At 46.3% G+C, this 23562-nt stretch carries 33 protein-coding genes and 1 tRNA gene; 26 read left to right on the plus strand and 8 right to left on the minus strand.

Going from position 1 to position 23562, the window contains the following annotated elements; genetic code table 11:
- Positions 1 to 379: 379 nt before the first annotated feature.
- Positions 380 to 1477, plus strand: coding sequence for a cation:proton antiporter (locus BUE76_RS11635; protein WP_245798301.1), 1098 nt, complete (start codon positions 380 to 382; stop codon positions 1475 to 1477).
- Positions 1408 to 1983, plus strand: coding sequence for a cation:proton antiporter (locus BUE76_RS25135; protein ID WP_254049529.1), 576 nt, complete (start codon positions 1408 to 1410; stop codon positions 1981 to 1983). Before BUE76_RS11635 ends, BUE76_RS25135 begins: the two co-directional genes overlap by 70 nt.
- A 783-nt stretch (positions 1984 to 2766) precedes the next feature.
- Here BUE76_RS25135 and BUE76_RS11640 read toward each other — a convergent pair.
- The 6 genes from BUE76_RS11640 to BUE76_RS11665 form a co-directional block, all read right to left on the minus strand.
- On the minus strand, positions 2767 to 3012 hold the full coding sequence (locus BUE76_RS11640) for a hypothetical protein (RefSeq protein WP_073040229.1): 246 nt from the start codon (positions 3010 to 3012) through the stop codon (positions 2767 to 2769).
- A gap of 30 nt (positions 3013 to 3042) precedes the next feature.
- Positions 3043 to 3318 (minus strand): hypothetical protein, encoded by a 276-nt coding sequence (locus BUE76_RS11645; protein WP_073040227.1) that lies wholly within the window; start codon positions 3316 to 3318, stop codon positions 3043 to 3045.
- 26 nt (positions 3319 to 3344) lie between these two features.
- Positions 3345 to 3605: a hypothetical protein gene (locus BUE76_RS11650; protein WP_073040225.1), complete on the minus strand. Its 261-nt coding sequence runs from the start codon at positions 3603 to 3605 to the stop codon at positions 3345 to 3347.
- A gap of 194 nt (positions 3606 to 3799) precedes the next feature.
- Positions 3800 to 4633: a hypothetical protein gene (locus tag BUE76_RS11655; RefSeq protein ID WP_073040223.1), complete on the minus strand. Its 834-nt coding sequence runs from the start codon at positions 4631 to 4633 to the stop codon at positions 3800 to 3802.
- Positions 4630 to 5202, minus strand: a complete 573-nt coding sequence (locus BUE76_RS11660; RefSeq protein ID WP_073040221.1) for a hypothetical protein — start codon at positions 5200 to 5202, stop codon at positions 4630 to 4632. The genes BUE76_RS11655 and BUE76_RS11660 overlap by 4 nt, the downstream gene beginning before the upstream one ends.
- Positions 5203 to 5563: 361 nt before the next feature.
- Positions 5564 to 6031 carry a helix-turn-helix transcriptional regulator gene (locus BUE76_RS11665; RefSeq protein WP_158069960.1) on the minus strand — a complete coding sequence of 156 codons (468 nt, stop codon included), beginning with the start codon at positions 6029 to 6031 and terminating at the stop codon, positions 5564 to 5566.
- 124 nt (positions 6032 to 6155) lie between these two features.
- Here BUE76_RS11665 and BUE76_RS11670 point away from each other — a divergent pair, with 124 nt between their 5' ends.
- From BUE76_RS11670 to BUE76_RS24505, 23 genes are all read left to right on the plus strand, one after another.
- Entirely contained in the window at positions 6156 to 6374 is a 219-nt protein-coding gene (locus BUE76_RS11670; protein WP_073040361.1) for a hypothetical protein, read from the plus strand.
- 98 nt (positions 6375 to 6472) lie between these two features.
- Entirely contained in the window at positions 6473 to 6688 is a 216-nt protein-coding gene (locus BUE76_RS11675; protein ID WP_073040218.1) for a hypothetical protein, read from the plus strand.
- A 225-nt stretch (positions 6689 to 6913) separates the two neighbouring features.
- A complete protein-coding gene (locus BUE76_RS24490) occupies positions 6914 to 7063 on the plus strand; it encodes a hypothetical protein (protein WP_158069961.1) in 150 nt (49 codons plus the stop codon).
- 60 nt (positions 7064 to 7123) lie between these two features.
- Positions 7124 to 7732, plus strand: a complete 609-nt coding sequence (locus BUE76_RS11685; protein WP_073040214.1) for a hypothetical protein — start codon at positions 7124 to 7126, stop codon at positions 7730 to 7732.
- 9 nt (positions 7733 to 7741) lie between these two features.
- On the plus strand, positions 7742 to 8065 hold the full coding sequence (locus tag BUE76_RS11690) for a hypothetical protein (RefSeq protein ID WP_073040211.1): 324 nt from the start codon (positions 7742 to 7744) through the stop codon (positions 8063 to 8065).
- Complete coding sequence (locus tag BUE76_RS11695; RefSeq protein ID WP_073040209.1) at positions 8058 to 8348, plus strand: hypothetical protein; 291 nt, start codon at positions 8058 to 8060, stop codon at positions 8346 to 8348. Before BUE76_RS11690 ends, BUE76_RS11695 begins: the two co-directional genes overlap by 8 nt.
- Positions 8349 to 8402: 54 nt before the next feature.
- Entirely contained in the window at positions 8403 to 8636 is a 234-nt protein-coding gene (locus BUE76_RS11700) for a hypothetical protein (protein ID WP_073040207.1), read from the plus strand.
- Between the two features lie 166 nt (positions 8637 to 8802).
- Positions 8803 to 8900 (plus strand) — tRNA-OTHER (locus BUE76_RS24495).
- A gap of 454 nt (positions 8901 to 9354) precedes the next feature.
- Positions 9355 to 10215 (plus strand): AAA family ATPase, encoded by an 861-nt coding sequence (locus BUE76_RS11705; RefSeq protein WP_073040205.1) that lies wholly within the window; start codon positions 9355 to 9357, stop codon positions 10213 to 10215.
- A 51-nt stretch (positions 10216 to 10266) separates the two neighbouring features.
- Positions 10267 to 10908: a hypothetical protein gene (locus BUE76_RS11710; protein WP_073040203.1), complete on the plus strand. Its 642-nt coding sequence runs from the start codon at positions 10267 to 10269 to the stop codon at positions 10906 to 10908.
- Between the two features lie 143 nt (positions 10909 to 11051).
- Positions 11052 to 11399, plus strand: a complete 348-nt coding sequence (locus BUE76_RS11715; RefSeq protein WP_073040201.1) for a hypothetical protein — start codon at positions 11052 to 11054, stop codon at positions 11397 to 11399.
- A 7-nt stretch (positions 11400 to 11406) separates the two neighbouring features.
- Positions 11407 to 12018 carry a hypothetical protein gene (locus BUE76_RS11720; protein WP_073040199.1) on the plus strand — a complete coding sequence of 204 codons (612 nt, stop codon included), beginning with the start codon at positions 11407 to 11409 and terminating at the stop codon, positions 12016 to 12018.
- Between the two features lie 63 nt (positions 12019 to 12081).
- Positions 12082 to 13776, plus strand: coding sequence for a DEAD/DEAH box helicase (locus BUE76_RS11725; protein ID WP_073040197.1), 1695 nt, complete (start codon positions 12082 to 12084; stop codon positions 13774 to 13776).
- A gap of 187 nt (positions 13777 to 13963) precedes the next feature.
- Positions 13964 to 14698, plus strand: coding sequence for a hypothetical protein (locus tag BUE76_RS24765; RefSeq protein ID WP_178371829.1), 735 nt, complete (start codon positions 13964 to 13966; stop codon positions 14696 to 14698).
- A 13-nt stretch (positions 14699 to 14711) separates the two neighbouring features.
- Positions 14712 to 15164: a hypothetical protein gene (locus tag BUE76_RS11735; protein WP_143157201.1), complete on the plus strand. Its 453-nt coding sequence runs from the start codon at positions 14712 to 14714 to the stop codon at positions 15162 to 15164.
- Positions 15161 to 15568 carry a DUF1064 domain-containing protein gene (locus BUE76_RS11740; protein WP_083596353.1) on the plus strand — a complete coding sequence of 136 codons (408 nt, stop codon included), beginning with the start codon at positions 15161 to 15163 and terminating at the stop codon, positions 15566 to 15568. Before BUE76_RS11735 ends, BUE76_RS11740 begins: the two co-directional genes overlap by 4 nt.
- Positions 15568 to 15738 carry a hypothetical protein gene (locus tag BUE76_RS24500; protein ID WP_158069962.1) on the plus strand — a complete coding sequence of 57 codons (171 nt, stop codon included), beginning with the start codon at positions 15568 to 15570 and terminating at the stop codon, positions 15736 to 15738. The genes BUE76_RS11740 and BUE76_RS24500 overlap by 1 nt, the downstream gene beginning before the upstream one ends.
- Positions 15704 to 16711, plus strand: a complete 1008-nt coding sequence (locus tag BUE76_RS11745) for a hypothetical protein (protein ID WP_073040191.1) — start codon at positions 15704 to 15706, stop codon at positions 16709 to 16711. The genes BUE76_RS24500 and BUE76_RS11745 overlap by 35 nt, the downstream gene beginning before the upstream one ends.
- 367 nt (positions 16712 to 17078) lie before the next feature.
- Complete coding sequence (locus BUE76_RS11755) at positions 17079 to 17399, plus strand: dATP/dGTP pyrophosphohydrolase domain-containing protein (protein WP_073040187.1); 321 nt, start codon at positions 17079 to 17081, stop codon at positions 17397 to 17399.
- Between the two features lie 255 nt (positions 17400 to 17654).
- A complete protein-coding gene (locus tag BUE76_RS11760; RefSeq protein WP_073040185.1) occupies positions 17655 to 18074 on the plus strand; it encodes a response regulator in 420 nt (139 codons plus the stop codon).
- Between the two features lie 591 nt (positions 18075 to 18665).
- Positions 18666 to 19088, plus strand: a complete 423-nt coding sequence (locus BUE76_RS11765; protein WP_076026733.1) for a response regulator — start codon at positions 18666 to 18668, stop codon at positions 19086 to 19088.
- 306 nt (positions 19089 to 19394) lie between these two features.
- Positions 19395 to 19814 (plus strand): response regulator, encoded by a 420-nt coding sequence (locus BUE76_RS11770; protein WP_158069963.1) that lies wholly within the window; start codon positions 19395 to 19397, stop codon positions 19812 to 19814.
- A 568-nt stretch (positions 19815 to 20382) separates the two neighbouring features.
- A complete protein-coding gene (locus BUE76_RS24505; RefSeq protein ID WP_178371830.1) occupies positions 20383 to 20544 on the plus strand; it encodes a hypothetical protein in 162 nt (53 codons plus the stop codon).
- Between the two features lie 254 nt (positions 20545 to 20798).
- On the opposite strand, the gene BUE76_RS11780 is transcribed toward BUE76_RS24505, so the two are convergent.
- Complete coding sequence (locus BUE76_RS11780) at positions 20799 to 21185, minus strand: hypothetical protein (protein WP_073040177.1); 387 nt, start codon at positions 21183 to 21185, stop codon at positions 20799 to 20801.
- Between the two features lie 51 nt (positions 21186 to 21236).
- A complete protein-coding gene (locus BUE76_RS11785) occupies positions 21237 to 23138 on the minus strand; it encodes a PAS domain-containing sensor histidine kinase (protein WP_073040176.1) in 1902 nt (633 codons plus the stop codon).
- Between the two features lie 190 nt (positions 23139 to 23328).
- Here BUE76_RS11785 and BUE76_RS11790 point away from each other — a divergent pair, with 190 nt between their 5' ends.
- Positions 23329 to 23553 (plus strand): helix-turn-helix transcriptional regulator, encoded by a 225-nt coding sequence (locus BUE76_RS11790; RefSeq protein WP_073040175.1) that lies wholly within the window; start codon positions 23329 to 23331, stop codon positions 23551 to 23553.
- Positions 23554 to 23562: the final 9 nt, after the last annotated feature.

Genomic DNA, 23562 nt, shown 5'->3' on the forward strand with positions numbered 1-23562 from the left:
ACCCTTGTGTAAGCTGGCTGATTTAGAATTGGGTTTGTTGAGCCAGTGATAGTGCGCCAAAAAATGTTAAGTATCGCCCATGTTACAGGCAAAAGTTTTAAATCAAGCTTGCAGTTTTTAGTTATAAAGCCATTTTTCCAGCTATGTTGAAACAAATGTTCTACGGCTTGAAGGATGGACAGGAACGCACATACTTTTCGTAGTTAATTGCGATAAAAATTGCGGTTAAATCCACATTTTTAAAAGCAATACCACATCAAACTGCTTGTAATGCTGTCTGGAAGTATTGCCAACACCATAGACATGCTCGAAAAGGTGCACTACAGCCAACAATAATGGAATGCCCTGCTTTTGGTATTTTTAGTGGAATCACCCTTGCATGCAGATCATCTTCATCCAGTTTGTCTTCCTTGTTTTATATATCCTGGCCTTGGTTATGCTGGCCAACAGGCTGAGAATTGCATACCCCATTGTGTTGGTTGTAGGTGGACTGGCGCTGAGCATTTTCAGTTGGTTTTCCCATATCACCATCGACCCTAACCTGGTGTTTTTTATTTTCCTGCCACCTTTACTTTATGAAGCTGCCTGGCAGGTGTCGTGGAAGGAGTTTTGGAAATGGCGCCGGGTGATCACCAGTTTTGCCTTTCCCATTGTAATCATTACCTCCTGCGTGGTTGCGTTTGCATCCAGTGCGCTCATACCCGGCTTTACCCTTGCGTTGGGATTTCTGTTGGGTGGCATTGTTTCGCCACCCGATGCGGTTTCTGCCACCACCATCATGCGCCAGGTGGATGTGCCCAGGTCGTTATTGAGCATTATAGAAGGAGAGAGCCTGCTCAACGACGCCTCTTCGCTGATCGTCTTTCGGTTTGCCATGGCTGCTGTTATTACCGGCCAATTTCATTTTGGCGAGGCTGCCGGCAGCTTTGCCCTGGTAATAGTTTTGGGAACGATCATCGGGCTTTTGGTGGCTGCTGTATTTTATGCCATACACCGCTGGTTACCTACAACCACCAGCATCGAGATCGTGCTTTCGCTGGTGGCTCCTTACTGTATGTATTATGCAGCCGAGCACTTTCACTATTCCGGTGTTTTGGCCGTTGTAAGTGGCGGGTTGTTTTTATCCAGCCAAAGACAGTCTATGCTATCCTACAGGAGCCGCATTGAGGCGGTAAACGTCTGGACCAACCTGGTCTTTGTCATGAATGGGCTGATCTTTTTATTGATCGGGCTGCAACTCCCCACCATCGTAAGGCAGTTGGGCAACCCCAGTTTAGTAGAGGCAATCTGGTTTGGCTTACTAATATCATTGGTTTTGATTGTATGCCGTTTGCTATGCACGTTTGGAGCTGCACTTTTTACCCGCTTTATAAGCCGCTTTATTACCGTTGCCGATCCAAACCCCGGATGGAAATCGCCCCTTATTGCAGGATGGGCGGGCATGCGTGGGGTAGTTTCATTGGCCGCAGCATTTTAATTCCTGTTGTCATCAATGAAACCACGCCCTTTCCCTTTCGCAACCTGATCCTGTTCATCACCTTTATTGTCATATTGGTAACGCTTGTTTTCCAGGGGCTTACCCTGCCCTGGTTGATCCGCAAGGTTCGACCTGAGGAAGCTTCACCTGCAACCAAGTCGGCAGCAGAAACAGAACTGATTATCCAGGAACGTCTCGCCGATGCGGGTCTCGCATTTTTAAAAGGCCGGCAAACGCCGGAAATGGGCGTCAACCCGCATTACCAAAACCTATTAGAGCGGGTAAGCCTCGACCATGTGTTTGCAAGCGGGAAAATGAAGGGTGTTGTGGATGAAGATAACCTGCATGCTTTCCGGCAAATCTACCTCGACCTGTTACAAAGGCAACGGGCTATACTCCAGGAGTTGAACCGTGAAGATGGATTTGATGAAGCGCAAATAAGAAAATACACAGCCCTTGTAGATATCGAGGAATGGAAGCTTAGGGAGCGTTTGCCTGAAGGATAAGTTCCAACTTTTAGTTTGCACCAGCTACATTCAAACACAATTGTCCCTTTTAGCTGATTAGTGCATCCGCCATGGGGCTTACAGCTATTCCATCCAGCGGTATATTGAAGAGGCTTTTGTTGCTCCCCGGCATCCGAAATGGAATTTTCCTACCTGCACTCCAATCAAAGTTTGGCAGCCTTGGAATAGTATAAGGAATCTTAAACATGGAATTTCTTCTTATGCTATTCCCGCTATATTAGGCGCGTGTTGCTTTGGTCTAAACCTTGCGTATTGTTAGTATCAATCTCTAAACTTAAACTATATTGACGCGGCAACCGAAGCGGGAGCGGAGAAGATTTGGGAGATTGTAAGTTGGCAGCGGTTTTCAAGGGATACCCCCCCCAACAAAAAACCCCGCAATTTGCGGGGCCTCTTGGGGTGAATGACGGGGTTCGAACCCGCGACCTTCGGAACCACAATCCAGTTACCTGAATTTTTCAATTTCTGAAACCCGCTCCTGTAGCGGCTTTGAATAGATCAGCTTTATTTTTTCGGCAGCTCCGCGCTGCACTTTTGTGATGATTTTTGTGATGCTACGGCTGGGCTTGTTTTGCCATCATTCAGGTATTTTCCCATTAGCTTGCTTTATGGATAATTGTTTTTTTTGATAAATTAGGGTTATGGAAAAGCATGATAATACTGCAGGTAAGGCCACTATAAAACCCAGAACTCTTGCCAAGGCTATAAAAGGAGTTACTGAAGCGGCGCTTTCAGGGAAGCCCTCTCTTAATGCACGAGCTATTATTGCCGTTCAAGGATCTGGAACTTCAGAAAATAAAGATCATTCTTCATCTCGTCCAACCGGGGGGTAGGTGCTCCGCCTTCCTTTGCAATAATTGTATTCAGTTCCTTTATTGCCTGCTCTACATCTTCTAGGTGTTTGTCTAAATTTTTGTTCGCCAGAATGTCATTGTATAGGGAGGCATAGACGTTTTGAGCATTTTTCCAGTCCTTTTCTCCAAACTCGGTTTGTTCGTTTTGGCTCATTTATGGTTTTGGTTTTATTAAGTTGCCCTTTTACTCTACCTGCTGCTTCTTGTTCAAATACTCAATTCGCTCATGAACTAGTCGCTTCAAATAAACCAGATCCTCTTTAACCCCCTCAATCCAGGCATTAGTTTGACCGCCTGCTTGTTCCTTCTGATCGTTCAGATTTATGATCCCTATCTCAATCTCACTTACAAGTGCTTCAAGGTTTTCGCCTGTATAAATCTTATGATACAAAAGGGTATAAACCTCTTGAAACTTCTCGTAATCCTGTAGTCCAAACTCAAGTCTTGTGTACTGGTTCATAAGAAGTGCTTGTTTTTTACCACCTATTAACTGGCAATAGTTTCCATCTGTTCAAATATTAATTGCTTCAAATACAACAAGTCACCTCTCACATCCTCCAGCCAAAAGTTGGTGAGACCATCCTCCCGATCTATATAGGTATTCAGGTTTCTGATTCCTTCCTCCACTTCGTTTAGCTTTTGGAGCAGGTCTTTGCCTTCCCTGATCTCCTTATACATGCCATCGAATATGAATTGAAACTGTTCATATTCATCCTTTCCGAACTGTATTCCTTTAACTTGTTCCATTGTGAATTATTTACCATTACCCTTCTTACCCTGCCACCTATTTGAAATCGGCTAAGGGTTTAACCTAGCACCTTCTTCAATGAAAATGCTTTAAAGCCAACAGAAAGAACCAAGGCTAGTAGGGGGCCTGATTGGGATCAAAAGATTTTTTGAAATCAATCGCTGGATTCTACAAAAAATTGACTTAGAATACATTAGGTAAACATGTCGATTATTTCCCCCTTATTCGACCACCTAGAAACTTCATGATCAAGTGACTTTTCCAATTGCCTGACATAAGGTAAAATTTTCTTAACCTGAAAACCAGAAACTTGATCATCAATGATCGCCACTTTGTTTTTTATAAAAGAGTTTAGATCCGAGCCGGTTGCAATATCAAAATCAACTGTAGCATTGGTCAGGCTTCTCCTATAATAATCTGGCGTAACACCTGTTATGTATTTAACCAGGACAATTTTGGAATCAGCCTCCGTTGCAATTGCATTGAACCTCACACTTTCATATTTAGGGCCCAAGCTCTTACCAAACTGCAATTTTGTATCATCCTTTCGCAAGTATATCCTCTCTAAAAAGTTATTTACACCCCCCAAAAATTTCTCTCTTTGTTGAACATCTTTTGCTTGATCTATTTCATATAGAGAATGGAACGTATATAGGGATTGAGAAATAAATTGAGCAAGGTCATGAACCTTGTTTGGAACCATGTCTATTTCACTAGTCGATGAAAAATACAAATCATTAACTCCATTGGAAGTTTTTCTTAATTTGTAAAAAGATGTATAATAAAATAGAAGAGGATCAAATTCCTTTGTTTTAAGCAAAGAACTTTCATAATACTCCCCAGACATCAACCAGCCTCCGTCAGTGACGATGTACTTACCGTCCCTTTCAGTAATAAAAACTGAGATGAATTTTGAATCTGGTGATGTATAATGAGTTATTATTTCCAAAGTGTTACCCCTGTACTTTGCCTTCCACAAACTGCAGAACGACTCCTTTACTTCTGTGAAAACTTCTAATAGGTTCATGTTGGAAACTTTATACCTTCTAACAGATCATCCGCTTGAACAGGTAGTTGGAAAATCCTGGTGTCACCTGATTCAATAAAAGGGAAAGTACCATCGATGTACCTGAGGTGACATTGTTCACAAAATAGAACGAAAAAATCACCAATCCTTTGAAGTTCTGAGTAGTCTATATTTTCTAGCTCTGGGGTTTGATATGCGATGCTTTCTCCTTTATTATTAAACTTGTTAAAATGTGGAGTAGGTACAGATTGAAGTTTCAGTTTTTCAGATTTATTCTGATGTGCAGACCCATCTGAATCAAAACGAAAAATTGGTTTTTCACAGTACGATGGACACCTTAGCTGAAATTTGTAAAAGTTCTGGTCAACCTTCTTTTGCTCAGCCATGAAAAACACTTGGTCTTTTATTGAAGAGTGCTCCAATAGGTTTTCATACCACAACATGTCTTTTTTTCTTGTAGGCTTGTCTTGGCTAAACCTTATGGTTTGCTGAAAAATCTTTTTTAGATCATATACAAGCATCTCATACTTGCTGAAGTCTTCAGCAATAGCTAGAATTGGTCTCTGCATAATGGCTATAAATTGATCTTGGTTTTATAGTTTTCCCTTTCACTCTACCACCTATTTACATTCTGCTAAGGGTTTTTACTAAGTACTTTCTTAATTAAGGTTAATGTGGTTTTTACTGTTGAGCTTTGCGTAGAAATTCGCTTAGATTGCTAAACAAATTAGTACACAACCAATAAGCCGACTGCCCGATGAACATGACCGATACCCTAAAAACTTGCCCTTTGTGCTTGTATGCCAATGATGGACGGTGCCCTATTCAAATTCAAGCATCCAGCTTTTGCCCTAGGTTTGATGAAAAGCCGCAAGGCAAAACACCAATACCAGATCAAATCAAATTGCTGCTAAGATTTACTGCTAAAGCCTAGCGTTTTGATGCCTCCTTCTTGGAGGCATTTTCCAATGCATCCTCCCATATACCACCAGCGGAAGTAGCTGGATGAAGGCCCATGTTATTTGCAGGTGCACTAACTCCCATTTTCATTTCCAGCATAGACACTAATCTGCTCATTGTATTGCTATCTATTAGTCTACTTTGAGTTAATCGCTCCATGCTCTCTGTCATTGAAAGGAGTGCCTTTAATAAATCATTGTCGCTATTGGGCTTAGGTTGACTGTTATGCAATTTTTCTGCGTCTTTATAGATATCAGCACGAGTGAACCCTAATAAGTCCGCAAGTTTTTGCAATGTTTCCTGCTTAGGCATTGATTCCCCTTCTTCGTAATACTGATAAGTCCGCAAACTTTTTCCTATTGCTTTTGCAACGTCCTCTTGTGAAAGTCTTTTCTCTAACCTTTTGGTTTTCAATAACTCAGTTAGGTGGTTTTGCATTCTAAACATGTTTATGCAACATTGTTGCAGAGATATTATGCAGGATAATTGCATAATATCTTGCGTATATGCAGTTTTGTTGCGTATCTTTGGTGTAGCAAAAATGCTAGAGCAAATCAAATATATGAAACTCACCCAACTCGCCCTAGGCGCCATTCGGAACAACAAGAGGGTGCGTGCTCGCCTTCAGTTGGAGCTTGACAGATCAGAATATACCATCAATAGGTATGTCCAAGAAAATGACATTATGCTCACAACAGCTACTGCATTGAAGATTATTCGAGAGGAGACTGGATTGACTACCAAGCAGATCCTTGAAAAGGAGAAAGCATTAGCTGCTTAACAGCAACAAACCTAACACCCACGCTTAGCCGATTTTCTTAAAGGCTTGCTAATTGGCCAAAACACCTACAAGCTGTTAAATCAACCCCAACCATAACCATGCGACCACAAACCAACCTTAACCAGAACCTCGATGCACTCGAGAGCCTTGAAAAAAGAATTATCGCCGGCGTACTGACCCTTGTTGTAACCGGCTATTTCGTAGGAGCTGACCTGATAAAGACTGATCTCCGCAGCCGGACCGGTGCCAAGAACGCAAGGTCCATCCGCGGCCAGCGGACCGGACGCAGGGATGTTAGTTACCCAACCTATTAACGCATACCGCCATGGCTACCGACAAAGAGCTAAACAGATTACGGGAGGAAGTGAGGATCATGAAGGCCTCTGCAAAAAGCCTCCTGGACAATGCTACAAGGATAGAACAGACGCTGGATCGTCTCCACGAACCGGCTCTCCCTTCGGGGAATGTCCTTACAGCCCTGGACAAACAGAAGCTCCGCGATGGATTACGTAAAAAGTCACTCAAAAACCCTCAATAATATGGCCTCAGAAATCAAAGTAAGTAAAGCAAAGGTGACGGCAGAGCTGTCGCCTTCCCTGCGGGACAAGTTCAACCGCAAGTGCAAGAAGAACGGCACCAGTGCCGCGCAACAACTGCGGGACCTGATCCAGCAGTTCGTAAAAGGATAGACATAAAAAAAAGCCGGCGCTAGTAACACCGGCTTCCTATAAATCCAAATAAATCACCTTATGTCAAAAGTAAACAAAAATATCGAACGCACATTCCGCTTCGACTTCCTCATGAACGAATCTACAGTCTCTGACCTTAAGCGGGTAACCATCACCCACGGCATTCTGGATGTGCACTGCACCGGCAAGTTTGCTCCGGAGGTATCACCCCTTGATCCGGAAGCCCGCTACCAGGTTGATATATCCATTGCCTACCTGGCCTGCTGCAACATCATGCCGATGCTAGACTGGAGTGGGATGCGGGTTGATGTGGAAGATGCCGCCCGTAGGCACTTCGCAAACCTGATTGAACTGGAAACACCAGCTTTCAAGCCACAGCCACAACAGTTTCCCGAAACCGAGCAATTGGCTGGTGAAATCCGGGACCAAGTGCGGTGGTATAGTAGGGAAGAGTACATGGCCTTCCCTTACCCAATTTCCTTGATGCTTGGCGGCAATCAAATCTTTGCTTTTGCCATCGAAATCGTTGACAGGGGGGATATTAAAGTGCAGGACGTTAACGAGAAATGGCATACACTGGAGCCTTCCGATTGCACCTTCCCGGCTGACATACGTAACCTGCACAGCCATGTTGTCCTCACATGCGCAACCCTTGTTAAAAACGCTTAACCCCTTGCCATGAACCAGATACCTGATCTTGTTATGCTTACCTGTCAAGACCTGCTTACCAGCGTCATGGAGGTAAACAACGAAAGCACCCACACCGCCAACCTTGATTTTTCAGGAAGCGAAGCTGGCATTGGTGTAAAGGTTTACAAGACCGATGAAACCAGCCCGGTAATATTTGAGGATAGCGTAGCCCTTACCACTACCTCATCACGTTCTGAAAGGTCTATTGTTTCCCACATTGAATACATCTGCGCCAGGCTTGATGTGATTGTACGTAACGACTACGCCAACCAGCACAGCCTGGAGCCGAAAAGGGAGGTACGCCATGCCTAAGCTCCAAACCATCATCTGCACCGTGCTGGCCATCAAAGGAAGCAGTCCGCTCCAGTTCCACCAGCCGGTTACCGTTCGCCTCACCGACTTCCACCCACCGCTGGAGATCGAAGCCATCCAGGTTAACTACAAGCACGAGCTGACACTATACCTGGTAGGCGGGGAAGAGAACATTCTCCAGCCGACAGACGACCGGTTTGATCAGGTGATCGAGGCCATCTACAACCGCTGTGAAGCCGCCTTTGGTGCGTTCATGAAGCAACACGAAGCACACGCCGTATAGACAATAGCCAACTAAAAACACCATCCTCCTCATGTCACCTAAAAGCAAAGCCATATGTACAAAGAACTCATTGGAATCGCAGTATGCGCCCTCCTGTTCTATCGGTGGGGAGCGCTCGACCTGCCAACCTTCTGGCCTAAACGCAAGTGCCACGATCCTAAGTCAGGACGAAAGAAACTGTATAAGCCTGCTGAGATCAGGGTCAAAAGGGAAGGGCATGCTGGCGGGTTATATCCACCGGTCAGCTTCAGGGAGTTGTGCGACCAGGCACAGGAAGCTACTAACTGAACTACGTGAACAGATCATGCACGGCAATGCAAAGGCGCTGGAAGCATCGGTGGGAGAGCAGGCAGTGCAAGCATTGAAAAAGTTGGTTTTGGTTGCCAATTAGGTTAAGAATGAAAGCCCGGTTATTCATGGCCGGGCAGCTTAACCAAACAGTTCTTTCAATTACACAGGGGTGGCGGAATTGGTAGACGCTAATGATGTGAGATAGGTGGAAGCATATGTGACACACAACCTATCGTGCTGGTTCGACCCCAGCCCCCTGTGCAAATTCTAGTGGTACCGTGGAAATAAAACTGCCGGTACAAACCGGCTGGCAAACAACACAAATGTGACTTCCTTTTTTGAGTTCATGCAAGTTGTCGGGTTCATCAGCAAGCCAGCCGGTTTAATTACCTCTTTTCATTTGGCAAGCAATCGTTGAAATGCCGGCCTCTTTAGTCTTATCGAGGCCCTTCTTTAACCTCCGCTTTTGCCGCTTTTCATAACCTAAGCCATGATCACCTTAAGCCGTTGTCCCATTTGCCATGACGAGCCCGCTAATATCATCTGTCCCGATTGCGGCCATCCACCAGTACAACCGGATGCTTACCCTGAAGAGGCCCGGGAGTTCCGCAGGTTCAAGCGGTTTGTGATCGCGGTTGTGATTTGTGCTTTGGTAGGCCTCGCTATAGCCCTTTACTTCTTTCTCTCTTCATTCTATAACCATCAATAACCAACCATGCAACTCAGAAAAGCAACCCGCAAAAAAGCAAAGATTCGCCTCGGCCTCTCCGCTGTATCCGGAGGCGGCAAAACCTACAGTGCCCTTCTTATTGCCTACGGCATTTGCGGCGACTGGTCAAAGGTTGCCATCGTAGACAGTGAAAACAACAGCGCTGACCTGTACGCCCACTTAGGTGACTTCAATGTGCTGCCGCTGGAGGCGCCTTTCTCTCCTGAAAAATACATTGATGCCATACACACTTGCGAAAAGGCAGGAATGGAGGTAATCATTGTTGACTCTATAACCCACGAGTGGGATGGCAAAGGTGGTTGCCTTGAAATCGTTGAAAGTTTTGGAGGTAAATACCAGGACTGGGCAAAGGTTACACCCCGCCACCAGGCCTTTATTGAAGCAATTGTTCAGAGCCCTTGCCACATGATCACCACTGTACGCCGTAAGCAGGACTATGAAATGACAAAGGACAGCAGCGGCAAAATCAAAGTAGAAAAAGGTGGGCTCAAAGAAATCACCAGAGAGGGGTTTGAATATGAGCTGACGGTGAACCTTGAACTGGATATGCGGCACAATGCCACGGCATCAAAAGACCGTACCGGCCTGTTTATGGGCAAGCCCGCCTTCGTGCCTTCGGAAGATACAGGCAAAATAATCGTTGAGTGGAGCGAAAGCGGAGAGGATCCTGTTGCAGCCCTGCACCAAGCAATTGCCAACCTTGCCAACTGCAAGAACAATGAGGAGCTTGCAGATTTCGGTAGTGTTCTGCCCGACTACATAAAGACCGATGTGCGCTTCCGCGAGGCTGCAAGTAAGCAGCGTAAAACCTTTTCTACCGCACCAGCTGCTACCACGGCCGGCTAAGCCTTCCACTTCAGTAACAATCCTTTTTAATCAATCAAACCAACTACAATTATGTACCACGCCAAACACAAAAAGGCCACAACGCAAGAACTCGCCGGTCGGCCCAACACCCAGCCATCTCATCAGGATATTGTAATGGATGCCACTGACGCCTTTTTGGATGGAGAGGAGCACTTGGTTGAACAGGATGCTGAAAAGGAAAGTTATGTCGCGTTGATGGAAGCAGAACGTGCACTTGTGGAAAGCTCTGGCTTCAACCTTCTGCCCATCAACAAGGAGCACCTTGAAATTTATATCGCTGACTGCAAAAACCAAATCCTTGAAGGCCAAGTGGACTTCCGCGAAGCCCTTCGCCGCAAAAAGCTGATGGACATGGTATTGGAGCAGGTGTTTAAGGATCCTGAGGTAAAGCGCCACCTGGAGGATGAATACGCCAAGCATGGTCAGAAGAAGATCATGTGGCATGGTGCCGAGATCAGCTTCAGCAGCCGCAAGTCCTACACCTACGACCAGTGCAGTGATAGTGAACTAGCCAGCCTGGAAGCAACTGCCAAGGAAGCGGACGGCAAGCTGAAGGCCCGGCAGAAGTTCCTGCAAAACCTCACCAAGCCGATGGCTGATCCTGAGTCTGGTGAGCTGATCTACCCGGCAGCATTTACCACTACTGATTACTTCACCGTAAGCATCAAATAGCATGACAACCTATTGCCAGTACCGGGATGGTACCCTAAGTCCTCCGCTGATTGAGGATCTGGATGTAAAGACCTTCTGCAGCTCGATGGACAAAGCGATAGGCTACGGTGTTGTAGCCATTTTCAAAGTGAGAGAGAAAAGTGATGAAAGAAACGACCTACCACAACACGACAAACCTGAGTGCACAGGAACTGATGGCCCGGGTACAGCGGGCCAGTAAGCAGAAAGATGCGGTGCTGCTGATCTTCCTTGCAAAGCGCGGACAGAAGTATGCCGCAAGCCAAGTGCACCGCTCCTTTACCAAAGCAGGCAAGACCTGGCCAATTACCTCCATCCGCAGGGCAATGACCGACCTGATGAATGAAGGCCATCTGGTGAAGTTGGATGAAACCAGGATAGGACCCTACAATGACCCTGAGCACCTGTACACTCTCAATATCCGGAAGTATCCCACGCCTCAAGACACTATACAATCAAACCTTTTTCAATAAACCAACTATGGGACGTACAAAAACAATCAACATCACTCCAGAGCTGCTGGATAAGGCAGCCGAGAACATGAAGGCCAAAGCAATCGAGGTGCGAGGCGCCACCCTTAAGGACCTGTTCTGTAACTACAGCTACAATCACAAGCTGGCGCCCGGTACCGTAAACACCGTATCCACCAAGTCGCAGGTGCCCGTGCACGATGACCTGAAAGCCGCCTTTCGCAAGCTGGATGCACACCTCGCTGTGATCTGCGAAGAGATCCCTGCAGATGCCATCTCCAACATGGACGACCTGCTGCCTTACGATGAAGATGTGCATGCGACCGGCAGCATTGAGCACAAAGTGTCCATGTTCACCGTGAACTCCTTCCGCCTGGAAGGTGACAGCGACAACCAGTCGGTGATTCTGGTAGGAGAGAAGCAGCTCACCACCGGCGACTTCGTGAAGCTGGAAACACCCAAGACGCACCTGGACAGCAGCTATCCCTTTGCCCATGAACTCAACATCGCACTCATTGACTTGGTGGGTGAGGTGGAAGAGTACATGCAGGGTAAGCAGGCCCCGCCGGTGCAGCAGGAGTTGTTTGCCGGTGAAGATGATTATGCCGAGGCAGACAGGTAATTAACCGCCGGCCGCGTGGCCATTCACCGGCCGGCAATTTCCCAACCCACAGAACAGGATCAAATGACCATTACAGAAAACCATAGCGGATTTGAGATTGCCTTCCCTTTCGACCGCAGGAAGGTGGACGAGGTGCGCGCCATCCCGGGTGCCAAGTTTCTGGGTGTGAAAAAGGTATGGTGGGTACCCAAGTTCCGCGAGCGTGATGTGGAAGCCCTCCGCTCCAAATACTGCGTGGATGAAGAGGGGCAGATCGTTGCCAACCTCCCGGAGAGCTTCGACACCATTCCGACCATGCCGGAACTGGATGTAGAACTCGACCTGCCCCGCACCCTGTTTCCCTACCAACTGAAAGGGGTTGCCTACAACCGGCTAAACAAACGCACCATCATCGGCGACCAACCTGGCCTTGGCAAAACCACCCAGCTTATTGCGTCCATCGTAAGCCTTAATGCATTTCCCTGCCTGATCATCTGTCCCGCATCCCTGAAGCTTAACTGGGAAAAGGAGTGGAAAGATGTTGCCGGCCGAAAAGCCATGGTGCTTACCGACAGCATCCGCAACACATGGCACCAGTACTGGCGCACCGGCATGTGTGATGTGTTCATTGTGAACTACGAAAGCCTGAAGAAGTTCTTTGTTGCGCCAGGCTGGACAAAGCCAAAGGATGGCAGCTTTCGCGCCAACCAGATCCCTTACCGTGAAACGGTGCAGTTGTTCAAGTCGGTTGCCATCGACGAAAGCCACAAGTGCAAGGATGGCCAGACCCAGCAGACCAAGTTTGTAATTGGTATTGCCAAGGGCAAGGAGTATGTGTTTGAGCTTACCGGTACCCCGGTGGTAAACAAACCCAAAGACCTGATCCCTCAGCTGGTGATCATTAACCGCCTGCGTGATATTGTATCGCACATCCCTGATCACTCCGGAAAGGATGCCAGCGGGTACAAGCGCTTTATTGCCCGCTACTGCGGTGGTGGTACCGGTCAGGGCTCCATCAACACCAAGGAGCTGAACTACCTGCTCAACAAATACTGCTTCTACCGCCGCGAGAAAACGGAGGTGCTAAAGGACCTGCCGGCCAAAATGCGCCAGGTGGTGCTCTGCGAAGTCTCCAACCGCTCCGAGTACCAGAAGGCTCAGAACGACTTTGTTACCTACCTCAAAAGCGTAAAGGGCTGCGATGATGCAGAAGTGATGCGGAAGCTAAAAGGAGAGGTGATGGTGAAGATGGGTATCCTGAAGCAGATATCTGCCCGGGGAAAGATGGAAGCCGCTCAGGAGCAGATCGATGAGATCGTTGAAGGTGGGGAAAAGGTAGTTGTGTTCTGTTCCCTGCGCGAGGTCGGTGATGAACTCAAGAAGCTATACCCCGCAGCGGTAATGATCCGTGGCGGCATGACACCTGAGGACAAGGACACCAGTGTGCAGAAGTTCCAGAAGGACCCGAAAACGCAAGTGATCATCTGCTCCATCAAAGCTGCAGGTGTGGGCCTTACCCTTACCGCCTCCTCCAATGTGCTGTTTATCGAGTTTCCATGGACAGACGCTGACTGCGAGCAGTGCGAAGACCGAACCCACCGCATTGGCCAGGTAAACAGCGTGACAGCGAAGTACCTGCTGGGGCAAAACACCATCGACCAGTACTGCTATGAGCTGATTCTTAAGAAGCGTTCCATAGCTAGGGCAGTGACTGGTGCGCAGGACGAAGTGCAGGAGGAGATTGTAGACGAACTGCTCAACCTGTTTAACCAGAAGTAAACCCACCACCGAACCCATGGCACGTATACGAACTATAAAACCCACCTTTTTTAAAAACGAGGACCTGGCCGAACTGCCAATGGTTGCCCGGCTGCTCTTTATTGGGTTGTGGTGCCTGGCTGATAGGGAAGGAAGATTGGAAGACCGGCCCAAACGCATCAAGGCAGAACTATTCCCTTTTGACAACGTGGAAGTGGAACAACAGCTATCACGGCTTCAAAGTGCAGGCTTCATTATGAGATATGAAGTTGGCGACCTGAAAGTGATACAAGTCCACAAATTCACAAAACATCAGCGAATAAGCGGCACTGAAGCAAAGACCGAATCCGAATTGCCTGAATATCAGCAAGAAAATGGTGTGGAAAATTCTGGAAGCACTGTGGAAGCACTAAGGAAGCACTCTGGAAGCACCTTGGACGACAGGAAAGGATTAATGGATAATGGAATAATGGATAATGGATTAAAGGAAGAAACAACAGCGCCGGCTACGCCGCCGGGGACTTCCGGTGATGATAAAACCATTCCTCTACAAACCGAAAAAAACAGCCAACAGCCCCAGGGCACCCCGCGCCGCGAATTGCAGCACCCGTTCTCCCCGGCTTTTGATAGTCACTGGTCCCGTTGGATCGGATACAAAAAAGCGCAACACCGGTTTACCCACAAGGGCGAAAGCGAACAACAGGCCATTTCCCACCTGGTACACCTTAGCGGAAACGATGAAGCAAAAGCCATCCGCATCATCGATCAAAGTATAGCACAGGGCTGGAAGGGCCTGTTTGAACTCAAAAAAACAGACAATGGCAATGCAAACAATCGGCAGCCTACTGCCTCAGGCGGTGGGGCTGCAAAAGGAAATTCAGCAGGTGCAGCCCGGCTTGCCAGCATGGTACGGGAGCAACTTGGAGCAGCTTCCGGAGCATGAGCAAAAGATGCTGGTGAAGAAATACGCTAAGCCTCAGTTCAGGCACCTGGGCAAAGCGGATATGTACACAACCTGCGAGTTGTTGCTGATCAAAATCCATGTCATTACCGGCTGGCCTATTCCGGATAATGAAGACCTCATGACTGTGCTCACCGACCAGTTTATGCAGCTGCTACTGGAAGACTACCCGGAAATGAACGCAGACGAGGTAGAGTATGCCTTCCGCCACTATGGCGCCACCGGTGAGATCAAGGACTGGGGTAAGAGCATGAACCTGACCCTTATTCAGCAGGTGCTGATCCCTTACCTGAACAAGCGCTACGACCTGGGGCAGGTGGAGCGGAGGGCAAAGGAGCAACCGCAAGAGGTGCCGAAGTGGGAGTGTGAACTAAACTGGGCACTGATGTATTTGGAACAAATTGATAAAGACCCCTGCCGGGTGATCCGGTACAAGAAGCGAAGATGAAAGGCAAAGCATTTACCCTTGACGACCTCAAAAACACCCCTTGCGCGGCACTTAACCAGCATCTGTGGGGCGATGCACCCAAAGAGCAGCGAAAGTCGAAGTACGGGGCCAAAAAGGTGGTAATCGACGGCATTACGTTCGACAGCACCAAGGAAGGTGGCCGGTACCTGGAGCTGAAGATGCTGGAAAGGGCCGGACTGGTTACTGAGCTGGAGTTGCAGGTGCCTTATGAACTCAACCCCGGCGGCACCCATTCGCTCAAGTACATCGCTGATTTCCGGTACCGCGATGGAATGACGGGCCAGCTGGTGGTGGAAGACTGTAAGGGCTACAAAACCAAGGAGTACATCAAGAAGCGCAAACTGATGCGCGAGGTGTACGGAATCATCATCAAAGAAACCTGATGCAGCCTGACAAACTACTCAACCTCCAACGCCTGCAGCAGTTGCTCAAAGACAAGGATAAGCGCATAGAGCAGTTGCTGCACGAGCGGAACCGGTACAAACAGATGTACGATCACTTAAAAGCCAAGAAGTCAAATGCAGCTACCACCATCCATAAGCAAAAAGATTAGCAAACGCTACCCTGGCTGCCAGGACAAAAAGAAACTGGCAAAATCTTTAGGCATAAGCCTGTATAAACTGGAACTGGAAGCTAGGCGCCTGGGTATTTACCAGGCCTGCAGGGCTGGCCGAAAGGTGACTGCCCGTAAGCCTAAAGGCAAACACAAGACAGAGAAGCAGAAGCGCCAGGATAAGGTGCGCAAGCTGTATCCCACCTGCCCTGACCGCAGAGGCCTTGCAGCAAGCCTTGGCATTTCCTACAGCACCCTCCGTGATGATGTACGCCAAATGGGCTTAAAGCGGCTGGTAAAAACCAAGTGGCACTTCAAGGAGCGGGAGGAGCGACTGCAGCGGATACTGAAAGAGTATTCTTCAGCAAAGACATTGGCTACCCGAAATGCTTTGGCAAAGGACTTGGGCATAACTGCTTACCACATGAACCGGGTTGCCCGCACCCATGGCATTTACTTCTTTATCGGCAAGGATGCCAACACCACCCATGACGCTTTCCTTATTGCCAATATGGGCACTATGACCTCCATCCAGATTGCAAAAGCGATAGGCATGGGCAAAACATGGGTGCGGGACCGGTTCAAAGCATTAGGCATCAGTAAGCCGCATCCACCCAGGCCAAACAAGAAGCCCCCTAAACCCAAACCCGCCGGCCCGCGTAAGCAGTACCCCTCGGATTACAAAAAGCTGAGTCCTGCCGAACTGCAAAAGCGGAAGGATGAACGGGACCAGAAGCGGATAGCGGAGCGGGAACTGAAGATCAAGGTGCGCCAGGCTGCGGCATCACAGCAAGCAAGCCGGAAGAAAGCGCCGGTAAAGCTGGCTACCCTCCAGCGGGATCCGTCCAAGTTCCGGAGGGTGAAGGCAGATGGACGCACCTGGATTGAGGTGCCGGTGGGAGTGGACCCGCAGCCTTATATCGATCGGTACCTGGCCAATAAACCACTTAATAAACTCAAAACAGCAGCATAGGCTGAGTTTATTCTATATAGTCATCCAAAATTCACCTGAGTCCTCCTGAATGGGGACGTAAGAGAAAACAACTTGTGCACCGTACTTGGAACAAGCCTGAAAGATTTGATCATCCGTAAAATCTCCTGTTATGGTGCATTCACGGGATAATACTTCAGTTCCGCTGATTCTCTCAATTAAAAGGAAGCGGATAATACTGCTTAAATCGGGAAATACAAGTTGAACATCATCCATATTCATCGGCTGCAACATTACAGCCAAACATTTTTCAACTAAAGATTACTATTTCACAGCCCTCCTGACGAACAAAAACAATAGGGCTGTGAGTGTGTGTGGATAACAAATCAAACTAAAACAGCAGCGTAGTATGAACAAGAATCAATTTGAAACAATCACAAAGTGGCAAGATCGAGTCTTTACAAAGGCCACACCTCTGTCCTGCATCAATCACCTTGAAGAGGAGGTGAAAGAGCTTAAAACCGACGTGGAGCAAGGCAAATACAGTTACGATGAAATAGCTGACTGTTTTCTCCTACTGTTTGCGGTCTGCAATAAGTGTGGGCTGGAGTATGAGGATGTAGTTGCGGCCATCGATGCTAAAATGCAGGTCAATTACAAGCGACAATGGGGGCAAGCAAATGAAAAAGGGTATGTAAAACATGTTGTAAGGCCGGAGGAGGGAGCATGACACAGGAAAAAACAATCTAAAAGCCAACGTAAAAGCGCAAAAGCTAGTTCCATTTAATGTACATAAGTTGTACGATTAGGGAAAAATACCTATCCTTTCAAATTAAATGTGTATCAAGTACGCATTATTTAAAATCCTACTATATTTGCGCCGCCAAAGGGTTTTTAAGTTTAGGCTCGAATGAATTGGCACTCAGCCTATGATGCTTGAAATATCCACCTATTTTATTTTAGTCAAGTTCATATAGCTATAATCATGAGGGGAGAAGGTCCTAGGTGTGTTGTTTTTTATGCTAGTAGAGATGAGGCAAATATTCAATGCTTCCAAAACCATTTGCAAAAAGTATATCCAACCATTAAAGTGATAGCTGTTTCGGACGGAACTGATGCTGTAAAGTACTTTTCCACGGGTGAGGATCAACATGAAGTTCCATGCCTTATTATTATGGATGTTGTTATGCCATCCAAAACAGGGATAGAAGCTTTGGAAGAAATAAGAAGGCATCCAATACATTGTTATACACCTGCTGTTTTGATTTCCAAAGCACCATTTCACTACGAACATGTTGTTGAAGAAAAACTCAAAGCTAAACTTGTAATAAGGCCTAATTGCGATCAGAAAAAAAAGGAGTTAATAAAAGATGTATTTACTTCTTTTTGTCCCGGAATCTGTTAATACAGTTTGTAGTTACTGGTTTGAGCTAGCATTGCTAGGCTTGGTACTTTGGGGAACAATGAAGGGTAGAAGGTGATGGAAGATGCCTACTAGCATTTACCTGCTTCCAGATGGTAACAATTATTTCAGCACCTAACCTACCGATCCAACCAGCCTTGGATAAAGTGGGCGACTGCAACGGACCGGATATGTGATTGCTGGGAAATGCACTCTTTCTCTGATATAGGTGCACTTAAATCGTAAAGAAACTGCTCAGCACATCCATTTTCACTTAGGATGTTGAACTCATAGATGTGATTGGTTAACCAGGAGACTTGTACCTGATCCTTTCCTTCGCGGAGTGTAAAAGTATATGGCAGCAGCATGATGGCTGAAAATATAAAAATAATGCCGGCCCTTGCCAGGATTTACTTTCTCTTTAGTTCAAATCACGCTTTGTAGTACAACTACTACCCGGCATGTCAAGTAATACTACCATCTTTGAATCTGCTTATACCCGTAAGCAGTTAGTTTTGGTTGCGGGCCCTGTTTCCACAGGGCCTTATTTTTTGCCCCTCGCATCGGTATGGCTTTTGTAATGCTTTTCCCTATATGGACAACGGCTTACCCTTTTCTGTTTTGATGGTTGAAGATGATGAGGACGATCGTGCGATTATTGATGAGGCTTTTCTTGACCTTCATTTTGCTCAAGAAGTAAAGAAGTTCAAAGGGGGCAAGATGCTCCTCGACTACTTAAGCAAAATTGAACCTAACCTTTACCCATCGTTAATTATCCTGGACAGTTCCATTCCTGGAATGGATGGACTGCAGATCCTTAAGTTGCTAAAGGAAAATCCAAACTACAATCAAATTCCCGTTCTCATAGTAAGCACTTTTATCTCTCCGGCAAAACAGTCGGAGTTTGTGGCTGCAGGTGCTTATGGCTGCATTCAGAAAGGGAACAACTATGATGAAGTGATAAGGATGGCCGAAAAAATTAAAAACATTTCACAAAGCAATGTGCCAAGGCTGTAAGGACTGGCGCTTTGAGAACACTTATTTCTTTATTCGATCTCCTAAAGCCCCGCCAGCACCACTACCTCTTTTCTTCCCTTTGTTTGGCTGGTTCAACAGCATCCCCCGGCACCTCCGGAAAGGGCGTAAAGAGAGGAGGTGTAAATTTTTACTGCAACTTTACGGAGGCAATCTTCACCTTTACGTCATGGTTTCCCTTGGCACAGATGTAAGGGCTGTTGCAATGGCCGCACAATGTTATTGAGATTGGTGGAGCGTAGGGAAATAGGGCACTTTTTTTAATATTCGTAGGCAAAAATGAACAAAATGACGAAAGGACCAATAGTAATTGTAGAAGATGATGAAGATGACCGGGAAATTTATGCAGAGGCTATAAAGGAGCTAGGGATCACAAATGAATTGATCTTTTTTGAGAATGGCCAAAAGGCCCTTGAATACCTATCTGAAACAGAAGACCAGCCATTTATTATCATTTCGGACATCAATATGCCAGTGATGAATGGATTGGAGCTAAAAAAGCAAATTCAAGATGACTCCTACCTCAGTGCAAAAGGTATCCCTTTTGTCTTTATATCCACCAACTCCTCCAACGTGTCTGTTCGTCACGCACATGCTTTAAGTGTCCAGGGGTTCTTTCAAAAGCCACTCAATATTACTGATTGGAACTTGGCACTAAGAACCTTATTTAACTATTGGGGGTTATGCAAACACATAAATAACACCTAAAAGCCTGCACTAACTACCAACTTGCTTTGCAAGAAGGATGTTGACTAATTAAAGATTGAAGGTTAAAAGGTGTTTACATATTATTTTTCCCTTTTCCTCTGAAAATTCTTACTCATTTAAGCAGTTAGTTTTGGTTGCGGCGCTGGTTTCTACCGGAACTTATTTTTTTGCCCTGCCGTCAAAGCGACATTATTAGACTCCGCAACTTTACGGATGTAAAATCTACATTTGTGCGAAATACGTATCTGCCGAAATGCAATACCTGATTAAAACACACCCAGCATATCCTACACTCACACCAATTTTGCAGGAGATAGCAGTTTCACCTTCTTACCTGGAATGGCTGCAAACCTTATTAAATATAGCTAGGCGTGACACGGATGCAGCTTTGCGGACAATAGCTGAAAACCAGCATGTAAACCCAGTTGTAAAAGTGATTTACTCAGATATTGTAAGAGCCTAAATGGGCAGTGGTATATAGGGTTTATTCTAACGCTTGCTACTCTTTGACCAGTACCTTCGCTCCATGGTACCCATTGGAACAGAAGTAATCCTCAACAAAGACATCTTGGAAGAATCCGACCGTAAGCAAAATTTCTTCGTCTACGAGCGCTACATAAACGGAAAAATATCAGGAAAGGTTAAGAGCCATGAGCCGGATGGCCGTATATGGGTGACCTTCCCGGGCAATGGCCTGTTGCTGTGGCCGCACAACGTTATTGAGATTTGACCTTAACCCAGCAGCCCGCATAAAGCAAAGCCCTTCAAAACTGAAGGGCTTTTGTCGTTTTGGTTACGACCTCATTTAATTTGGAAAGTATCACGCCGAATTAGGCGCACTAAAGTTCATCAATATTGGGCTAGAAACAAATTTTTGTTCTGTAGTTCAAATACTACTTGAATTGTCAGATACAATTACCATCTTTGAAAAGCTTATTCATTTAAGCAGTTAGTTTTGGTTGCGGTCCCGGTTTCTACTGGGACCTATTTTTTTGTCCGGTCCCCAAGGTTTGGCCCGCCACCTTCACCTTTCTTCCGTTGGTTAGGTTGATTTAAAAGCATTCGCGCCGGTAAATCAGGAAAGGTTGATGGAGGTGGAGGTGGGGGAGGTGGGCCCGCCAAATGATCTTCAATGGCTTTGCATACTTTGGCCAGTGCCTTTTCATCCTTCACTTCGCCTTCAACAACTTTCCAAGTGAGTGGCTTTTTCTTGAGCCCTCTGGCCATGAGCATCGGCCGGTTACTTTGCAGAACCACAACCTTGGTGCCTGCAGTCAGGCGCCAGCGCTCAAAGGATTTGTCCTTACCTGACAACTCCACATCAAAGCGGAAGGTGTAGATGCCATGGGTTATATTGAGGGGGAAGTGCATGCCTGTGCTATCAATTAATTCAATTTAAAAGGGTGTGCAATGCAAGCATTTCTACTCATCTTCCGTTGGCAGCAGAATTTTAAAGGTTGATCCTTCACCCGGCGTGCTTTCTGCCCAAATGTAGCCGCTATGGTTCTCTACAACTTTTTTGACAATGGATAAGCCTACTCCAGTACCACTGTATTCTGCTTTTCCATGGAGCCTTGTAAACACATTGAAGATTCTTTCGGCATCCTCCTGGTTGAAACCTATACCATTATCACGCACTTCCAACAGGTGGTATGCTTTCCCACTTTCATTCAGCGGCAAGTCTGATTTAACCTTGCCCCCAATAACAATCTGGGCGTTGATATTTACTATTGGTTTTTGGCCAGCTTTGCTATATTTTATGGCATTGCTGATCAGGTTTTGAAACAGCTGCTGAAACTGCCTACGATTTCCTTTTACAATTGGAAGGGCGCCCACATTGATAATTGCATGCTTCTCCTGTAACTCTAGCTCAAGATCTTCCAAGACAAGTTGCATCTTTTTCTTTAGATCAATTTGTTCCACCTCGATCACCCCTTCAGCTACGTGGGAATAAGCAAGCAGGTCATCAATCAGGGTAGACATGCGCTTACTTGCCCTTTCAAGTTTTTCAAACATGCGGAAGTCTTCGCCGTCCATTTTTTCTGCAAGCCGCACCTTAAGCCGATCAGAAAAGAAATGAATCTTCCTTATTGGCTCCTTCATGTCGTGGGAGGCTGCATAGGCAAACTGCTCCAGGTTTTTGTTTGATCGGTCGAGCTCCTCTACTTTTTGCTCAATTTGGAATTGCAATTGCTTGATTGGTGTGTAATCCGTAAAGGTGACAAGCAATCCCCCATCAAAATGGGTACACTGAATGTCTAGCCAGGCATCAATACCTTCACTCTTATAGTGGAAATCAAAGCGATTCGGCCGCTTTTTTTCAAAAGATGCTTTGTAAATATCAAAGAGCCCATTTGTAAGGTAGGAGGTGAAATACTTACTTGCCAACTCGCCTTTAAGTGCTTCCGGATCTTGGTTAACATAAGCTGCAAGTGCTTTATTGACCACGTCAAAACGAAAGTCAATGACCTCGCTTCTTTCATTGCACACCGGTTCCAGGGTAAAAATTCCAGATTGGGTTCTGTTGATAATATCCTCCAATTGAGCAGATGAGCGCTCCATTGCGAGTTGTGCATTTTTGATGGAAGTGATGTCTGTGAAGTTGTGGATCAGCCGGTTTTCATCCATTCTTGATACGGTTACCTCCAGCCACCTGTTTGTTGGCAACAGGTTATATTGGGTAATAAAGGCCTCGCCTGTATCCAGCGTATGCAGGCATTTTTTATAATAAGAAGATTGCAGGAAGCCTGGGTCTATTTCTCCTCCAGTTTTTGAAAGGTAAATGTCTTTGGAAATACCAGTAAGCTTTAGAGCCGCATCGTTTACAGTGATAGTCCGAACATCTACTACCTGGCCCTGTTCGTCCCTGACGGCCTCTCCGACGGTAATTCCATTAGAAGAATAACGCAGAAGGTTATCCATAAACCTCTTTTGTTCTTCCATCTGTTGTATCAATAGGTGCTCTTCAGTACGATCCTGGAGCACAGTGAGCACACCACCACTAACCTTGTTCCGGGTGTAGCTGTAATACCGGTTTAGGTCAGGGTTGTTTATCCTTGCGATTGTTTTTTTTCCAGTTGTATAAACATTCAGCAACTCGCCAATGAGCTTCTTTCTAGACTCTTGATTGGATATAACAGGGCTACAGGAAACATATTTGCCTATTATCTGTTCGGGTGTAATCCGGGTATATTCATAAAACTCTAAGTTGCAGTATCTATATTCAAAGTCGGTAATCTCTCCGCCTTCGTTTGTAACGGGTGTCATCCAAAAAGCAGGCTGAGGCATGAGGGCAAATAGGGTATCGGCCAAGTTTTCTATCATAAGGTTAAAAGGTATATAGAAAAGGGTGCTGTTTTACTTAGGCTAAAAATAGCTCAAAGGATGATTCTTTCTTCCAAGTACTCCATTATTGCCCAATAATGATGAGCTGTCAATCCACACCTCTTTTCTTACCTTTACAACACTGTTCTACTTCTTGTAGCTTATTAATCCACCAGATAAGCTACCATCCATGACTTTTACCTCGTTTGAGCGCCTGCTCATTTCCTTTGCCATAGCCGGCTTTACCATCAAGGAAATAGCACACGAAGTGGGCAAGAATGAAGACGCCATCGAAAGCACGCTACGCCGTGCCCGCACCCGTATCGGTGCCAAAACCCTCACTCAACTCTGTTGCATGTACCTCACCGGTAGCGGAATACCGTCGAATGCAACAACCCCTTCCCAAGCATGCTAATTTTACCTG

Source organism: Cnuella takakiae (assembly GCF_001953305.1).
Lineage (GTDB): Bacteria > Bacteroidota > Bacteroidia > Chitinophagales > Chitinophagaceae > Flavisolibacter > Flavisolibacter takakiae.

What these genes read in the sequence shown, in the direction of transcription:
- BUE76_RS11715 (WP_073040201.1), top strand. Translation starts at nt 11,052, where the DNA reads ATGAAAGAAACGACCTACCACAACACGACAAACCTGAGTGCACAGGAA.
- BUE76_RS11635 (WP_245798301.1), top strand. Translation starts at nt 380, where the DNA reads ATGCAGATCATCTTCATCCAGTTTGTCTTCCTTGTTTTATATATCCTG.
- BUE76_RS11685 (WP_073040214.1), top strand. Translation starts at nt 7,124, where the DNA reads ATGTCAAAAGTAAACAAAAATATCGAACGCACATTCCGCTTCGACTTC.
- BUE76_RS11745 (WP_073040191.1), top strand. Translation starts at nt 15,704, where the DNA reads ATGCAGCTACCACCATCCATAAGCAAAAAGATTAGCAAACGCTACCCT.
- BUE76_RS11780 (WP_073040177.1), bottom strand. Translation starts at nt 21,185, where the DNA reads ATGCACTTCCCCCTCAATATAACCCATGGCATCTACACCTTCCGCTTT.
- BUE76_RS11700 (WP_073040207.1), top strand. Translation starts at nt 8,403, where the DNA reads ATGTACAAAGAACTCATTGGAATCGCAGTATGCGCCCTCCTGTTCTAT.
- BUE76_RS11640 (WP_073040229.1), bottom strand. Translation starts at nt 3,012, where the DNA reads ATGAGCCAAAACGAACAAACCGAGTTTGGAGAAAAGGACTGGAAAAAT.
- BUE76_RS11755 (WP_073040187.1), top strand. Translation starts at nt 17,079, where the DNA reads ATGAACAAGAATCAATTTGAAACAATCACAAAGTGGCAAGATCGAGTC.
- BUE76_RS24490 (WP_158069961.1), top strand. Translation starts at nt 6,914, where the DNA reads ATGGCCTCAGAAATCAAAGTAAGTAAAGCAAAGGTGACGGCAGAGCTG.
- BUE76_RS11655 (WP_073040223.1), bottom strand. Translation starts at nt 4,633, where the DNA reads ATGAACCTATTAGAAGTTTTCACAGAAGTAAAGGAGTCGTTCTGCAGT.
- BUE76_RS11710 (WP_073040203.1), top strand. Translation starts at nt 10,267, where the DNA reads ATGTACCACGCCAAACACAAAAAGGCCACAACGCAAGAACTCGCCGGT.
- BUE76_RS11790 (WP_073040175.1), top strand. Translation starts at nt 23,329, where the DNA reads ATGACTTTTACCTCGTTTGAGCGCCTGCTCATTTCCTTTGCCATAGCC.
- BUE76_RS11695 (WP_073040209.1), top strand. Translation starts at nt 8,058, where the DNA reads ATGCCTAAGCTCCAAACCATCATCTGCACCGTGCTGGCCATCAAAGGA.
- BUE76_RS11760 (WP_073040185.1), top strand. Translation starts at nt 17,655, where the DNA reads ATGAGGGGAGAAGGTCCTAGGTGTGTTGTTTTTTATGCTAGTAGAGAT.
- BUE76_RS11660 (WP_073040221.1), bottom strand. Translation starts at nt 5,202, where the DNA reads ATGCAGAGACCAATTCTAGCTATTGCTGAAGACTTCAGCAAGTATGAG.
- BUE76_RS11665 (WP_158069960.1), bottom strand. Translation starts at nt 6,031, where the DNA reads ATGCAAAACCACCTAACTGAGTTATTGAAAACCAAAAGGTTAGAGAAA.
- BUE76_RS24500 (WP_158069962.1), top strand. Translation starts at nt 15,568, where the DNA reads ATGCAGCCTGACAAACTACTCAACCTCCAACGCCTGCAGCAGTTGCTC.
- BUE76_RS11650 (WP_073040225.1), bottom strand. Translation starts at nt 3,605, where the DNA reads ATGGAACAAGTTAAAGGAATACAGTTCGGAAAGGATGAATATGAACAG.
- BUE76_RS11725 (WP_073040197.1), top strand. Translation starts at nt 12,082, where the DNA reads ATGACCATTACAGAAAACCATAGCGGATTTGAGATTGCCTTCCCTTTC.
- BUE76_RS11785 (WP_073040176.1), bottom strand. Translation starts at nt 23,138, where the DNA reads ATGATAGAAAACTTGGCCGATACCCTATTTGCCCTCATGCCTCAGCCT.
- BUE76_RS11675 (WP_073040218.1), top strand. Translation starts at nt 6,473, where the DNA reads ATGCGACCACAAACCAACCTTAACCAGAACCTCGATGCACTCGAGAGC.
- BUE76_RS11645 (WP_073040227.1), bottom strand. Translation starts at nt 3,318, where the DNA reads ATGAACCAGTACACAAGACTTGAGTTTGGACTACAGGATTACGAGAAG.
- BUE76_RS11670 (WP_073040361.1), top strand. Translation starts at nt 6,156, where the DNA reads ATGAAACTCACCCAACTCGCCCTAGGCGCCATTCGGAACAACAAGAGG.
- BUE76_RS11705 (WP_073040205.1), top strand. Translation starts at nt 9,355, where the DNA reads ATGCAACTCAGAAAAGCAACCCGCAAAAAAGCAAAGATTCGCCTCGGC.
- BUE76_RS11690 (WP_073040211.1), top strand. Translation starts at nt 7,742, where the DNA reads ATGAACCAGATACCTGATCTTGTTATGCTTACCTGTCAAGACCTGCTT.
- BUE76_RS11765 (WP_076026733.1), top strand. Translation starts at nt 18,666, where the DNA reads ATGGACAACGGCTTACCCTTTTCTGTTTTGATGGTTGAAGATGATGAG.
- BUE76_RS11720 (WP_073040199.1), top strand. Translation starts at nt 11,407, where the DNA reads ATGGGACGTACAAAAACAATCAACATCACTCCAGAGCTGCTGGATAAG.
- BUE76_RS11740 (WP_083596353.1), top strand. Translation starts at nt 15,161, where the DNA reads ATGAAAGGCAAAGCATTTACCCTTGACGACCTCAAAAACACCCCTTGC.
- BUE76_RS25135 (WP_254049529.1), top strand. Translation starts at nt 1,408, where the DNA reads ATGGAAATCGCCCCTTATTGCAGGATGGGCGGGCATGCGTGGGGTAGT.
- BUE76_RS11770 (WP_158069963.1), top strand. Translation starts at nt 19,395, where the DNA reads ATGACGAAAGGACCAATAGTAATTGTAGAAGATGATGAAGATGACCGG.